General features: G+C 69.7%; 1 protein-coding gene. It reads right to left on the reverse strand.

What is annotated here, in order from left to right:
• The coding region (locus tag DID96_RS37890) for an acetyl-CoA C-acyltransferase (protein ID WP_124604418.1) at nucleotides 1-715 on the reverse strand (715 nt) is incomplete at both ends.

Consider the following 715-nt stretch of genomic DNA (forward strand, 5'->3'; position numbering starts at 1 on the left):
TGACCGATCGCGATCGCCCCGCCGTTCACGTTCACCTTCGACGTGTCCCAGCCCATCTGCTTGTGCACCGCCAGCGCCTGCGCCGCGAACGCCTCGTTGATTTCCATCAGGTCCAGGTCGCCCGGCGTCCAGCCCGCGCGCTCCAGGCACCGCCGCGACGCCGGCACCGGACCCATCCCCATCACGCTCGGATCCACGCCCGCGTTCGCATACGCCTTGATCCGCGCGAGCGGCTTCAGGCCCAGCGCCGCCGCCTTCTGCGCCGACATCACCAGTACCGCCGCCGCGCCGTCGTTCAGCCCCGACGCGTTCGCCGCAGTCACCGAGCCGTCCTTCGCGAACGCCGGCTTCAGGCCCGCCAGCGACTCCGCCGTCACGCCGTGACGCACGAACTCGTCCGTCGTGAACTGCAGCGGCTCGCCCTTGCGCTGCGGGATCGACACGGGCACGATCTCGTCATCGAAGCGGCCGGCCTTCTGCGCGGCTTCCGCCTTGTTCTGCGACAGCGCCGCGAATGCGTCCTGCTCTTCGCGCGTGATCCCGTATTCCTTCGCGACGTTCTCCGCCGTGATGCCCATGTGGTACTGGTTGTAGACGTCCCACAGGCCGTCGACGATCATCGTGTCGACCAGCTTCGCGTCGCCCATCCGGAACCCGTCGCGCGAGCCCGGCAGCACGTGCGGCGCCGCGCTCATGTTCTCCTGGCCGCCCGCGA

Origin of the sequence: Burkholderia sp. Bp8963 (assembly GCF_003854275.1) — a bacterium.
Lineage (GTDB): Bacteria > Pseudomonadota > Gammaproteobacteria > Burkholderiales > Burkholderiaceae > Burkholderia.